Source organism: Chryseobacterium sp. GM_Chr_2 (assembly GCF_026540445.1).
In the GTDB taxonomy this organism is placed as follows: Bacteria; Bacteroidota; Bacteroidia; order Flavobacteriales; family Weeksellaceae; genus Chryseobacterium.
Window position 1 is genome coordinate 438,689 of the sequence record NZ_JALNUD010000003.1, and the last position, 12,751, is coordinate 451,439.

Below are 12,751 nucleotides of genomic sequence, written 5' to 3' on the forward strand. Positions count from 1 at the left end.
AATAAAAATTCCGTATTTTTGCATCTTAAAATTTCTTAGTAAACAATGATAAAAATTACACTTCCAGACAGTAGTGTCAAAGAATTCGAGGCGGGAGTTACTCCGCTAGATGTGGCAAAATCTATAAGCGAGGGATTGGCTAGAAACACCATTTCCGCAGTTGTTAATGACAAACAAGTAGAGACGACCACGCCTATAACCACGGATTCTACGGTACAATTGTTAACATGGAATGATGATCTTGGAAAGAAAGCCTTTTGGCATTCTTCAGCCCACCTTTTGGCGCAGGCGATCCTTGAGTTTTATCCTAATGCTAAGTTAACCATTGGTCCTGCAATCGAAAAAGGATTCTATTATGACGTAGATTTCGGTGACGAAAGCTTATCTGATAAAGATTTCGAAAAGATTGAAAAAAAGGTTTTAGAAAACGCTAAAAAAGGTTCTACATTCTCTTTATATCCGGTTTCTAAAGAAGAAGCTTTAAAAGTGTATGCAGACAATCCTTATAAAGTTGAATTGATTTCTAATCTTAATGATGGAGAAATCACTTTCGTTACACACGATGATTTCACAGATCTTTGTCGTGGAGGGCACATTCCGAACACGAGTATTGTAAAGGCAATGAAGATTTTGAATGCTGCCGGAGCATACTGGAGAGGAAACGAAAAAAATCCTCAATTAACAAGAGTTTACGGTATTTCTTTCCCAAAACAGAAAGATTTAACAGAATATCTTGAGCTTTTAGAAGAAGCTAAAAAAAGAGATCACAGAAAACTAGGTAAAGAACTTGGAATTTTTGCTTTCTCTGAAAAAGTAGGGCAGGGTTTACCTTTATGGTTACCAAAGGGAGCTGCTTTAAGAAAAAAATTAGAGAACTTCCTTTCTGAAGCTCAGAAAAAAGCAGGTTACGAGTTTGTAATTTCTCCGCATATTGGTGCAAAGGAATTGTATGTAACTTCCGGTCACTGGGATAAATATGGCGCAGACAGCTTCCAGCCGATTAAAACTCCAAATGAAGGAGAAGAATTTATGCTGAAGCCAATGAACTGTCCGCATCACTGTGAAATTTATAAAACTTCACAATGGAGCTACAGAGATTTGCCGAAAAGATATGCAGAATTTGGTACAGTTTACAGATATGAGCAAAGTGGTGAGCTTCACGGTTTAACGAGAGTTCGTGGATTTACTCAGGATGATGCGCATTTATTCTGTACTCCGGATCAGTTGATGGATGAATTTAAGAAAACGATCGATTTGGTTCTTTATGTTTTCGGTTCATTAGGTTTTGCGGATTTTACAGCTCAGATTTCATTAAGAGATCCTGAAAATAAAGAAAAATACATCGGAACTGATGAAAACTGGGAGAAAGCAGAAAACGCAATCGTAACTGCTGCAACTGAAAAAGGTTTAAATACAGTAACTGAATACGGCGAAGCTGCATTCTACGGACCTAAACTAGATTTCATGGTAAAAGATGCTTTGGGTAGAAAATGGCAGCTTGGAACAATTCAGGTTGACTATAACTTGCCTGAAAGATTTGATCTTTGGTACACAGGAAGCGATGGTGAAAAGCACAGACCGGTAATGATTCACAGAGCGCCGTTTGGTTCTATGGAAAGATTCATTGCGATTCTTATCGAGAATACAGCGGGAGATTTCCCATTGTGGCTGGCTCCGGATCAGTTTATCATCTTGCCAATCAGTGAGAAATATGTAGATTATGCTAAAAAAGTTTCTCAATTATTGGAAAATCACGATATTAGCGGATTAATTGACGACAGAAACGAAAAGACGGGTAAAAAGATCCGTGATGCAGAATTGAAGAAAATTCCATTTATGATTGTAGTGGGAGAAAATGAAGAAAACGATGGCACAATTTCTGTAAGAAGACGTGGAGAAGGTGATTTAGGAGTGATGAAAATTGAAGATTTTGTTACTTATTTTAAAGAACAGTCAAAAACAGGATTTGAGTTTAATGCTTAAATCTGAAAAAAATATCATTATGAATACATTTTAAAGATAAATTTTTATTCAGAATGATTGATAAAAAATAGAAAGTTAACCAATAAAATTATAATACAATAGCACAAAGATTTAACAACAGGGGCCCACAAAGACGTCCTGTACAGGAGGACTTACACTTGATCAACGATAAAATTCGTGTGAGAGAGCTTCGTTTGGTGGGCGATAACGTAGAGCCGGGAATTTACCCAATCGACAAAGCAAGACAAATTGCTGCGGAACAAGAACTTGATTTGGTAGTAATTTCTGATAAGGCTGAACCTTTTATTGCAAGAGTATTGGAATACAAAAAATTCTTGTATGAGCAAAAGAAAAAGCAGAAGGAACTAAAAGCTAAGCAGGTAAAAGTAGTCGTAAAAGAAATTCGTTTTGGTCCTCAGACAGATGATCACGATTATGAATTCAAGAAGAAGCATGCTGAAAAATTCCTTGAAGAAGGTTCAAAATTAAAGACCTACGTATTTTTTAAAGGGCGTTCGATTATCTTTAAAGACCAAGGAGAAATCTTACTTCTAAAACTGGCTCAGGAACTAGAGCACGTTGGAAAAGTAGATCAGCTTCCTAAGCTTGAAGGAAAGAGAATGATTATGATGATGAGTCCTAAAAAACCAGCTAAATAAGCATAATGGCGGTGTTCCCGTCAACTTTACAATATTAAACCTCAAAGTAATTTGAGGTTTTTTGTTTTTAAGAGTAGCATAAAATTTTAGAAGCTATTTCCAGCTATCCACTCATACTCCTCGCTCAATGCTTTTGCCATTGCCTGCTGCGGGGTATCCGTTTCTATCTGGGCTAGGATTTTGTTTGTAAATTCACTTTAGCTTCCACTTTTTTTGTTATTTTGCATGAAATTCCAATGCACAGGAAAATCCAAAAGTAAAAAACTACATCATGAAGATAGGATATCGATCCTTTTTTGTTCTCGCATCCATCATATTTTTTATTTGTTGTTACTATTATTATCCTTTCCTATCAGATGATAGTCTTATTTCATTAAGATATGTTCAACGCTTTTTAGAAGGAAAAGGCTTAAGCTGGAATGATGGACATCCGGTGGAAGGTTACTCTAATTTGCTTTGGGTTTTAGCAACTTCTGCTTTGGGAAAACTCGGTTTAGATCTTATTTTTTCAGTAAGACTATTGGGAATACTTTGCTCTTTAGGTACTATCGGAGTAATTTTAAATCATTTTAGAACTCAAAATATAAAGAGAGAATACGTTTTTATAGCCATTATTCTGCTCATTACAACACCGTGTTTTGCTGTATGGGGAATTGGCGGGCTCGAACAACCATTGTATGCCTTTCTTTTTACCCTTGTTTTAGCAGAAGTTTCATTTATTCTAAAGAATAATAACCTAAAAAGAATTGGCTGGCTTTCAATTTGGTTAGGATTATTAGCCATTACAAGACCAGATGGGTTTTTATTTACTATTTTGGCTTCAATATTTCTATTGTTCATTCATCGTAGAAAAAGAGGAGATCTTATTAAAATAGGCTTCACTGTATTACTTATTCCTACTCTATTTCTTTTGTCACAAATTGCTTTCAGATATAGTTATTACGGAGAATTAGTTCCCAATACCGCACTGGTAAAGGCGAAAATAACAATACATTATATTCTTAGAGGCGGATTTTATAATCTGAGAGCTTTTTTAGGAACATTATTGCTTTCCGGATCCGGAGTCTATTTTCTTTATATTTTGGTCATAAAAAAAAGAAATCTGTTTGGGGTTTATTTATTGTTAAACCTAGCCGCATGGCTGTCATATACAACGCTTGTTGGTGGAGATATTTTCCCTGCTTTTAGACATTATTATATTGTATTGGTATTGTTTACTTTTGCGATTATTTTCGGATTAAAAAGTGTAAAAGAAATTCAATTCAACAATAATAAAAAAATCATCATCATTATTTTATTAGCTGTAAATGCCTATTCTCAAACGTTTTTTACAGACAATGAAAATACCATGATTGAGCGATGGGAATTCAGAGGAATGCGATTGGGAAAAACATTAAAAAACACTTTTTCTGACCAAACTTTATTAGCAGTTACAGTTGCAGGATGCATTCCTTATTCGTCTGAATTACCGACAATTGACATGCTTGGCTTAAATGATTACTACATCCCACGGCATCCACCAAAAAATTTCGGAACAGGAACTTTAGCTCACGAATTGGGTGACGGAGATTATATTATGCGAAGAAATCCTGATATTATTGTTTTTCATACTGGGTTTGATTTTAAAATTGATTTAAATGTCGGAGATCAATTAAAAGCAAATAAAATCTTTATTAGTAATTATCTTCCTATTATTGCTGAATCAAAAAATGAAAAGTACGTGTTGTACTTCAATAAAAATGGTAAAAGTGTTGGAATAAAAAAAGGTAACAATTCATTAAAAATTCCGGGATATTTTTTTAAAAATTCTTCTGATAATATCAGCCTTTTCTTAAATAATAAATTATTAAAAAAGATGGAAGCTGGTAAAACGTATCATATTACAATTGATAATATTCCCACTGGAAATTGGGAAATTAAAGAGTCAGCAGGAGAGAATATTAATTTTCAAAGTAAAGTTTCACAGAAAAACAATCAGCTTTATCTTTTAATTACTCCTAAAAATAAAATGTTTTTAGAAACTCTTGAATTAGAAAGAAAAGATTGAGATTTTTTTCGTAATTTTGCAAACTATTATTCCCTAAGTATATTTGGGAAACCAATACAGATATTGATAACAAAACATAAAAAGCAAAACAATGCCAAAATTAAAAACGAAATCAGGTGCTAAAAAGCGTTTTGCTCTTACTGGAACAGGTAAGATCAAAAGAAAAAATGCTTACAAAAGCCACATCTTAACTAAAAAAGAAACTAAGCAGAAGAGAAATCTTACTAGCACTTCTTATGTAGCTAAAGTGGATGAGAAAAGCGTTCAACGTCAATTAGCAATTAAGTAGTTTTTATAAATCTATATTCGGTTTATAAGAATTCAAACAAATTCAACAATTTAACCCTGAAATGGAGCCTCTAAGAGTAATGAAACAATTACCGCACATTTCAAAAAAACAATTTAAATTATGCCAAGATCAGTAAATGCCGTAGCTTCAAGAGCTCGCAGAAAGAAAGTTTTAAAGCAAGCTAAAGGTTTTTTCGGTAGAAGAAAGAACGTTTGGACTGTAGCTAAAAACGCGGTAGAAAAAGCAATGCAATATGCTTACCGTGGTAGAAAAGAGAAGAAAAGAAACTTCAGATCACTTTGGATCACTCGTATCAACGCGGGAGCTAGAGTACACGGAATGTCTTACTCTCAATTTATGGGAGCTCTTAAAAAGAATAACATCGAACTTAACAGAAAAGTTTTAGCAGATTTAGCAATGAATCACCCTGAAGCTTTTAAAGCTGTTGTAGATCAAGTAAAATAATGTAGAATTTTTGTTATCAATATAGTCCCGAGTTTTTTGCTCGGGATTTTTTTATTATCTACATTTGTTGGAATTATAGGATACATAAAACTTTCTTTAAAAGTGAAAAAATTAACTACTCTTCTACTCTTTTCATTAATAAATTATGGCTTAGAGGCGCAAACTCTTGTTCCGGCTTATCAAAACAGAGCCAATCAGGTTTCACAAGCAAACATCACCAATAATCTTCAGACTTTTGGAGATTTTGGAGTAAAAACTACGGGTTCTACAGCCAATACGAATGCTTTAAACTGGTTAAAAGAAAAATATACAGCGATGGGATATTCAGCAAATCAAATGCAGGAAGATCCTTTTAGCTTTATTTATATGGGGCAGACCGTGAATACAAAAAATTTAGTTATTACCAAACAAGGAACTGTTTATCCAAATACGTATGTTATTATTTGTGCACACTACGACACCATTACAGGACGTGGCGTAAATGATAATGGAAGCGGAACTTCTATCCTTTTGGAAGCTGCCAGAATTTTAAAAGATATTCCGACAGAGTATTCGGTTAAATTCATTCATTTTTCAGGTGAAGAACAGGGATTGTACGGAAGTTATCACTATGCTGATAATGTGGCTTTCCAAAACGGAAACCGTGTAATGAATATCCGATTGGTGTTTAATATTGATCAAGTTGGCGGGAAAATAGGCAATCTTAATGATAAAATAAAATGTGAAAGTGATCAAGGCGGTCAATCATCAAACAATGCAGCTTCACTTTCTTTTACTCAGCAATTAGCAACTTATACTACTTTATATTCTCCGCTTCAAACGGTAATGTCGCATGCTTATTCATCAGATTATATGCCTTTTGAAGAAAATGGTGATATTATTACAGGATTTTACGAAAATACTGAAAGTAATACAGAGCATACGGTAAATGATACTTTTGCAAATGTAGATCCTACGTATGTTTACAATGTAGGAAAAGCGGCTGTCGGAGCATTACAGCATTTTGCAGTAGCAACTACAAGCCTTTTAGGAGTGAATGAAACAGCTACAAAATCATTAGAAACTGTAAAAATTTATCCTAATCCAGCTAAAGATATGATTAATATTGATTTACCTAATCATGTAAATACATTTAGTTTTGAATTAACCGATATGTCAGGACGTTCTCTTTTACAGTCTGAAAACCAAACCAAAGTGAGTCTTTCGGGTTTATCAACAGGAACTTTTCTAGCGACGATTAAAACAAAAGACTCAAGTGTAACTAAAAAATTGATTATTGAAAAATAAATTACTATTAATTAAATAATATAATGAATTAAAATCCTAAGTGTTTGCTTAGGATTTTTTTATCACTACATTTGCGGAATTATTGAAAATTTAATAAAAATATAACGTGAAAAAGATCATTGCTTCATTATTTGTTTCTTTGTCGATATTGGGTTTAAAAGGTCAAAACTTAATACAAGCCTATAAAGACAGAGCAAATTTGGTTTCACAAACAAATATCACAACAAATTTACAGGAATTCAGCAACTTAGGCATAAAAACAACAGGCTCACAAGCCAATACAAATGCGCTGAATTGGCTTAAAGACAAATATATTTCTTACGGATATAATGTTAGCCAAATTGTTGAAGATCCTTTTACTTACGGAAATACGAGTTCTAAAAATTTAGTTATTACCAAAACAGGAACGGTTTATCCTAATAAATATGTGATTATTTGTGGACATTTCGACAGCATTAACGGCCCCGGAGTGAACGATAACGGAAGCGGAACATCTATTATTCTTGAAGCAGCACGAATTATGAAAGATGTACCTACCGAATATTCGATTAAATTTATTCACTTTTCCGGTGAAGAGCAAGGATTGAGAGGAAGTACCCATTACGCGAATACCGTTGCTTATAATGGAAATAATCGTGTTTTAGATATTAAGTTGGTTTTCAATCTCGATCAGGTGGGCGGAAAAATGGGCAATAATAACAATACAATTTATTGCGATAAAGATATGGGCGGAAATTCCAGTAACGATATAGCTTCTGCCGCTGCTAATCAGGAATTGATCAATTGTACGCATCTATATTCAACTATTTTAACGGATATTGACGAAGCTGAAGATACCGATTATATGCCTTTTGAAGCAAAAGGTGAGGTGATTACAGGCTATTTTGAAAAAATTCGAAGCAACTATCCTCATACTGCCAATGATACTTTTGCCAACACAGACCCTACATATATTTTTAATGTTGGAAAGGCCTCTTTGGGCGCTTTGCAACATTTTGCAGTGGCTTCTTCAACATTTTTAGGAACTAAAGAAAATTCACTGCATAAATTGGAAGCATTAAAAATTTACCCGAATCCTGCAAAAGATGTTATCAATATAGAAATTCCGGATTCAGCAGTTAAAAATTTTCAATTTGAAATTACAGATCTTTCCGGACGTGTAATTCTTCAAAAAAATAACGAAACAAAAATTAATGTTTTAGGTTTACAGAAAGGTGCTTATTTAGGTATTTTGAAAGCAAATGATGAAAGAGTTGTGAGAAAAGTTTTGATTGAATAATCCTAATATATACAAAGCCAATTGACTATCAATTGGCTTTTATTTTATCTTCCTCTAGTTCCACTTTTTCAGTTGCTAAAGGATTTTTTGGTTTTTCAACCTCTTTTTTAGGCAATTGTGATTCTTCATCCTTTTTTGGTTCTTCTTTTTCTTGCATTGTGATTTGTTTTTAGTAAATATAAACTTATCATTTTTTTAGTTATATAATTCTAGATCCAAATTACTTTTTTACAGAATTATACTGTTGTTGTGTAATTATTTTTTTATCCAACATTTTATTTAGCCACTCTAAAGCTGTCCTTCTAGGTTGTATGGGCAATTTAGATAAATTTATTTTATTGAAATTTGAATAATCTATGTATAGACTGTACTTTTCACAAAAAGCTTTGAAATAATCATAGTATGCTTTTTCATTACTATATTTCTCTGCCATTATTTTGGAATAATACATTACTGTATCTGTTCTATCTTCTTTATTTGAATCCATTAAAAAATAATATAATTCATCATATGCAACAATATCACCCTTATTTTTTACAAGATTAGTAATACTATCATAATTTGAAATATTACTCATTGTGACAACTTCATTCTGATTTATCGGTTTATCAAATATTTTCTTTTCTCGACATGAATTCAATATAATGATTAATATTAAAATAGTAATTGCTTTCATAAAATTAATTAAACTGAGTTAAATATTTAGCTTATGTATTATTTAGATTTGACAAACAGGCATGAGTTGGAATTGTTTTTACCAAGTATTTTATTTGATGAATAGCATTATGCATTTCTTAAAGTCTAAAGCCTTTAAGGTAAGGGATTTAAACTAGTAGATCGATTATTAAATATTCTATCCCATGTACTTCGTTGGTCTGTTCCTTGAGGCTTAGTACTACCTGATTGCTTATTCGTTTGTTGTCCGTTTTTAAAAGAATTCCAGCTTCCAAATTGACCCGTTCGTTTTCCGTGCTCACTTCTTGGTGTGTTTGGAAGATATTCCCCATTCTTATCAGTGTGTTTAGCAGATTGTGGTCCTATTTCAATTCCATTACCACTACCATTAAAAAAATCTCTTTCATCAGGAGCAATAATAGTTACACCTTTCATTTCTTTTGAATCGGAAATTTTTTCTGCTACAGATTCCGTAAGATTTCCTTTTTCATCAACAGTAGTTCTCCCAGTTCTACAAGAATGCAATATTACAGTAAATCCTTCTTTACTTTCAGAATTTTTCCATAAATCACTGCTTTTGTTTAGAACATCATTTAAAAGTGCTCCTGAATTAATTGTTGTTTCTCCTGGTTTCCCATATTCATTGTAGAATTCCTGAGGATTGCCGTGTGCGAAAACATGAACAGTTTTTGTATTTGCATTATCTGTATATTGACCATTATTAGCTGTCTTAACTATTGAATGATTTGCTTTTGTGTCTTTTATTAGTACTGCTTCTAATCCTTCCAACTCTCTTGCATCAATAACTCTATTTTCAGAAAATGCATAAGTGCTATTATAGGTATATTTCTCAGCAAGCGGATCTACATTAAAGAACCTTCCCACATCAGGCATATAACTCCTCCACTTAAATGAGTAGAAACCAGTCTCTTGTAGCTCTTGTCCTTGGTACTTATAATTCTTATACGAACTCTGCCCAAACATCGCAGTCCCACTCTTCAGATGATTCATCCCGAAAGGATAATAATCATTCACATCGGTGATTTCTAGGGTCTGGGTATTAACTTACCCTTACATTTCCTAAATGATCTTTATACTGATAAATGTACTGATCTTTCTGATAATCATAAAATCCTTCAGAAGGAGGAAGAACTGTAAATAAAGTCAATTAACTGAATTATTTTTAAGATAAAATCCCCTTGCATGTACAAGGGGTTGTTATTACTCACGGATTATAAATCCGCGAGATCAGGATTTTTTCAAAAATAATGCAATCTAATTCTTACAAATTATCTAATCATAAATTTCTTTATACCATCCGTTTTTTAAAGAAATACTTTTTGCAAATATCTTTTTTCTATATTCTTCTGAAATAAACTTCCCTATGCCTGGAGAGTATTCATCAGCAGAAGGTTTAACATATACATTACCTAAACTATCTACTTTTAAATAATAAATATTCATATCAACAAAGTCTGCTGTGAGTTTTTTCAGTTGATTATCAACATTAATTTTTAAGTTCTCTTTTAAAGAATCTTTTGGATAACTCTCTTCTACATCAATAATACTCTTAGACTCTTTATTATAATTTATCGTAAGTCGTACAAAATTATTATTCTTGATACTTTCTAAAAATATTATTGGTAAATTTCTAGAAGAAAACCCTCTTACGTAAATCTCACTCCCTTGATAATTTGAAAAATTATAATTCGAATATCTGTTAATAAATTCTTTTTCATAATTACTTTTACAAGATATTATAAACAATAGACATAAATAATAAATAAATTTTTTCATTTGATTTAAATTTTATGGTGTATTAGCTGGTGTAGGAGTTCCCACAGTTACTTGAATTTGCATGTCTCCATAATTGTACTTATCTGAAAAAAGCACACCACTAGATATAGAAAGTTGATCATCAGAAGAATCTAACTGACTACTATAACCATTGGTGCTAGAATTAACTACACTATTATAATGTGCTCCTAACGATAATTCAGCTCCTGTGAATTGCATAGCACGACCTGATGCGCCAAATAAAAAATTCCCAAAATTGTTTTGATTATGAGCCAAACCTTCAACTAAAAATATTGTATTTGATGTATTGGTCGTAGGGTTACTTGGTTTTGCATTTGGAAACATTTTAGGTACTTGCGTATAAGCAAAATCCATTTTTCCTCCGCCTATTCCTTCTTTTTTTATATAATCATATCTTTCAGAAAGACTCCTATTACTCGCTTTATTTTTAGGATCAAATGCTCCTGACCATCTAACTAATGTACGGACTTGTTTTTCTGTAACAAATTCAAGTTTATTTATTTTACCTGATTGTATATCAGCAACATCATTTTTAGGATCAGCAAATCTAAATTTCTGCTGTGTACTTCCATCACTTTTTACGACTCTTCCCTTACTTCCATTCCATAAGTTATGCCACCAATTATCCTTTGTAGTACCAGTATAGTTTCCATTTTCGTCAAAATTAATAAATTTTCTTCCATCTGGATCTATATACCTTATAGGGTTATCGCCTGCATAAGTGTAAGGGCTAAATCTTCTCATTTTCTCCGCCAACGGATCTACCACCCCCCATCTACCAATATCCGGCATATAAAATCTTGCCCCATAATCGTACATTCCTGTCTCTTGTAATTCCTTGCCATTGTACTTGTAATTCTGATATTTCCCAGTTCCAAACATCGCCGTTCCCGATTTCAGATGATTCATCCCGAAAGGATAATAATCATTCACATCGGTGATTTCTAGGGTTTGGGTCTGAGGATTTTTACCAAAACTTACCCTTACATTTCCTAAATGATCTTTATACTGGTAAATATACTGATCTTTCTGATAATCATAAAATCCTTCTGCTGTCGGGAAAAACTGTAAATTAGGAGTGTGAGACGGTGGAAGAACCTTCTTTTCTTCAGGAGAAAACGCCTGGATTTCCATTGCTCGGGATGATTTTAAAGATAATGATCGCATTTCAGCGCTCCCCCCACCTGTATTACTTGTCGTACGGGTAAAGTACTGAAAGCCGTCCAGATAATCCGTAGTCTCTAATATGAGCGTATTACAATCTATAATTCCACATTCAATAGTGGGGTTCACTTTTTGAAGCTTAATCCCATCAGCATTGTATTTATACTCTAAATTAGTCCCTGCACGTTCTATTCTGCTCGGAAGATTAAGGAAATTATAATCGATATTTGAGATATACTTATCTGGCATCGTTTTCATATTTCCGTTCAGATCGTAGGTTATCGTCTGCCCACCACCTTCATATCCTGTAGAGTTATCGGTGTCGTCGGTAATAGTATTGACCCTATTTCCTATATAAGTATAAGTAAGATTATCAATAGTAGTCGGCGTAATGCTATTCGTATTTTCAAATACCGATGTTCTAAAAAGGTTCATAATATTTCCGTTCAAATCATACGCTAAAGATTCTAGATTTTCAGCACTGGAAGGGTTGTTCGGGTTTTGATAATATCCGGCCGTCAGCCTGTTTAAACCATCATAAACGTAGCCATACCTTTTCGGAGTGGTGGAAGGATTATTGCCGATATTTTCAACCGATCGCCAGTCTACCTCGGCAATATTTCCGTTGTATTTCGGCTTAACTTCTTTTGCTGAAAATTGAGAAGTCGGGTAACTAATTCCTTCTTTCCGATTGTATTTAATTTTATAGGCAAACAGTTTTCCATTTAAATCAGGAACCGACATTTGCCCAGGATTAATACCCGTCATCCAGCCTCGAATATTGTAAGCATAATCAATACTCTGAAGATTATTTCCCACCTTTTTATTGCTCAGCTGCGAAAGCTCGTTATAGCTATTATCGGCCAACAATTCTTCCGGTTTACTGTCTACCTGATGATAATGCTGCAGCAATCTGTTCTGTTGATCATATACAAAACGTTCTTTCACCATAATTCCCGCCTCTCCCGTTTTTCGGATATGCTGAGTTTCTGTTTTTTGCGGAACTCCCGAAAAATCAAGCTTGGAATAAGATCGGGTATATCCTCCCAAATGATTGATGGAATACGACCCAATCGCTCTTCCTC

General features: G+C 33.4%; 12 protein-coding genes. 7 read left to right on the forward strand and 5 right to left on the reverse strand.

Annotated elements, in window-relative coordinates; genetic code table 11:
* Positions 1 to 45 precede the first annotated feature (45 nt).
* The 7 genes from thrS (at position 46) to OXQ85_RS07655 (ending at position 8,009) form a co-directional block, all read left to right on the forward strand.
* The gene (thrS, locus tag OXQ85_RS07625) at positions 46 to 1,983 is read left to right on the forward strand and encodes a threonine--tRNA ligase (protein ID WP_267403235.1); all 1,938 of its coding nucleotides are present in this window, start codon (positions 46 to 48) and stop codon (positions 1,981 to 1,983) included.
* Positions 1,984 to 2,141: 158 nt separating this feature from the next.
* Complete coding sequence (infC, locus tag OXQ85_RS07630) at positions 2,142 to 2,642, forward strand: translation initiation factor IF-3 (protein ID WP_027372223.1); 501 nt, start codon at positions 2,142 to 2,144, stop codon at positions 2,640 to 2,642.
* Positions 2,643 to 2,913: 271 nt separating this feature from the next.
* Entirely contained in the window at positions 2,914 to 4,689 is a 1,776-nt protein-coding gene (locus tag OXQ85_RS07635; protein ID WP_267403237.1) for a hypothetical protein, read from the forward strand.
* A gap of 91 nt (positions 4,690 to 4,780) precedes the next feature.
* On the forward strand, positions 4,781 to 4,978 hold the full coding sequence (gene rpmI / locus OXQ85_RS07640; protein WP_034694453.1) for a 50S ribosomal protein L35: 198 nt from the start codon (positions 4,781 to 4,783) through the stop codon (positions 4,976 to 4,978).
* Positions 4,979 to 5,098: 120 nt separating this feature from the next.
* Positions 5,099 to 5,443, forward strand: a complete 345-nt coding sequence (rplT, locus tag OXQ85_RS07645) for a 50S ribosomal protein L20 (RefSeq protein ID WP_267403238.1) — start codon at positions 5,099 to 5,101, stop codon at positions 5,441 to 5,443.
* A gap of 102 nt (positions 5,444 to 5,545) precedes the next feature.
* Positions 5,546 to 6,730, forward strand: a complete 1,185-nt coding sequence (locus OXQ85_RS07650; protein ID WP_267403239.1) for a M28 family peptidase — start codon at positions 5,546 to 5,548, stop codon at positions 6,728 to 6,730.
* A 106-nt stretch (positions 6,731 to 6,836) separates the two neighbouring features.
* Entirely contained in the window at positions 6,837 to 8,009 is a 1,173-nt protein-coding gene (locus OXQ85_RS07655; RefSeq protein ID WP_267403240.1) for a M28 family peptidase, read from the forward strand.
* 28 nt (positions 8,010 to 8,037) lie between these two features.
* Here the strand turns inward: OXQ85_RS07655 and OXQ85_RS07660 are convergent, their stop codons facing one another.
* The 5 genes from OXQ85_RS07660 to OXQ85_RS07680 form a co-directional block, all read right to left on the reverse strand.
* Positions 8,038 to 8,166 carry a hypothetical protein gene (locus tag OXQ85_RS07660; protein ID WP_267403241.1) on the reverse strand — a complete coding sequence of 43 codons (129 nt, stop codon included), beginning with the start codon at positions 8,164 to 8,166 and terminating at the stop codon, positions 8,038 to 8,040.
* 63 nt (positions 8,167 to 8,229) lie between these two features.
* Complete coding sequence (locus OXQ85_RS07665; RefSeq protein ID WP_267403242.1) at positions 8,230 to 8,685, reverse strand: hypothetical protein; 456 nt, start codon at positions 8,683 to 8,685, stop codon at positions 8,230 to 8,232.
* Between the two features lie 134 nt (positions 8,686 to 8,819).
* The gene (locus tag OXQ85_RS07670; protein ID WP_267403243.1) at positions 8,820 to 9,719 is read right to left on the reverse strand and encodes an RHS repeat-associated core domain-containing protein; all 900 of its coding nucleotides are present in this window, start codon (positions 9,717 to 9,719) and stop codon (positions 8,820 to 8,822) included.
* Between the two features lie 258 nt (positions 9,720 to 9,977).
* Positions 9,978 to 10,481, reverse strand: a complete 504-nt coding sequence (locus OXQ85_RS07675) for a hypothetical protein (protein WP_267403244.1) — start codon at positions 10,479 to 10,481, stop codon at positions 9,978 to 9,980.
* Between the two features lie 12 nt (positions 10,482 to 10,493).
* A partial coding sequence (locus OXQ85_RS07680) for an RHS repeat-associated core domain-containing protein (protein WP_267403245.1) occupies positions 10,494 to 12,751 on the reverse strand: 2,258 nt, incomplete at its 5' end.